The sequence below is a fragment of the Pseudomonas oryzihabitans genome (assembly GCF_007665395.1).
Classification (GTDB): Bacteria; Pseudomonadota; Gammaproteobacteria; order Pseudomonadales; family Pseudomonadaceae; genus Chryseomonas; species Chryseomonas psychrotolerans_C.
This window is the reverse complement of the sequence record NZ_VDND01000030.1, coordinates 1-449: the sequence shown is the minus strand read 5'-3', so window position 1 is coordinate 449 and position 449 is coordinate 1. Positions and strand designations below refer to the sequence as shown.

The 449-nt window shown below is 68.2% G+C and carries 1 protein-coding gene; it reads right to left on the bottom strand.

What is annotated here, in order from left to right:
* The coding region (locus tag FSV73_RS25905) for a methyl-accepting chemotaxis protein (RefSeq protein ID WP_260856169.1) at nucleotides 1-449 on the bottom strand (449 nt) is incomplete at both ends.

Sequence of the window (449 nt, the reverse complement as noted above, 5' to 3'; positions counted from 1 at the left end):
GAGGTCTTGCTGATGGACGGTACCATTTCGTCGAGCAGCGAACCGGCGCGCTCGGCCAGGGCCACGCTGCTCTTGGCCACGGTGCCGATTTCCTGGGCCGCCACCTGGCTGCGTTCGGCCAGCTTGCGTACCTCGGCGGCCACCACGGCGAAGCCCTTGCCGTGCTCGCCGGCACGGGCCGCCTCGATGGCGGCGTTGAGCGCCAGCAGGTTGGTCTGGTAGGCGATATCGTCGACGATGCCGATCTTCTCGGCGATGGTCTTCATCGCCACCAGGGTCTCCCCGACCGCTTCGCCACCTTCGTTGGCTTCCCGCGCGGCCTTGCCGGCCATGCCGTCGGTGACCTTGGCGTTCTCGGTGTTCTGGGCGATGGAGGCCGACATCTGCTCGACGCTGGCGCTGGTCTCCTCCACCGAAGCGGCCTGCTCGGTGCTGGCCTGGCTCATGCT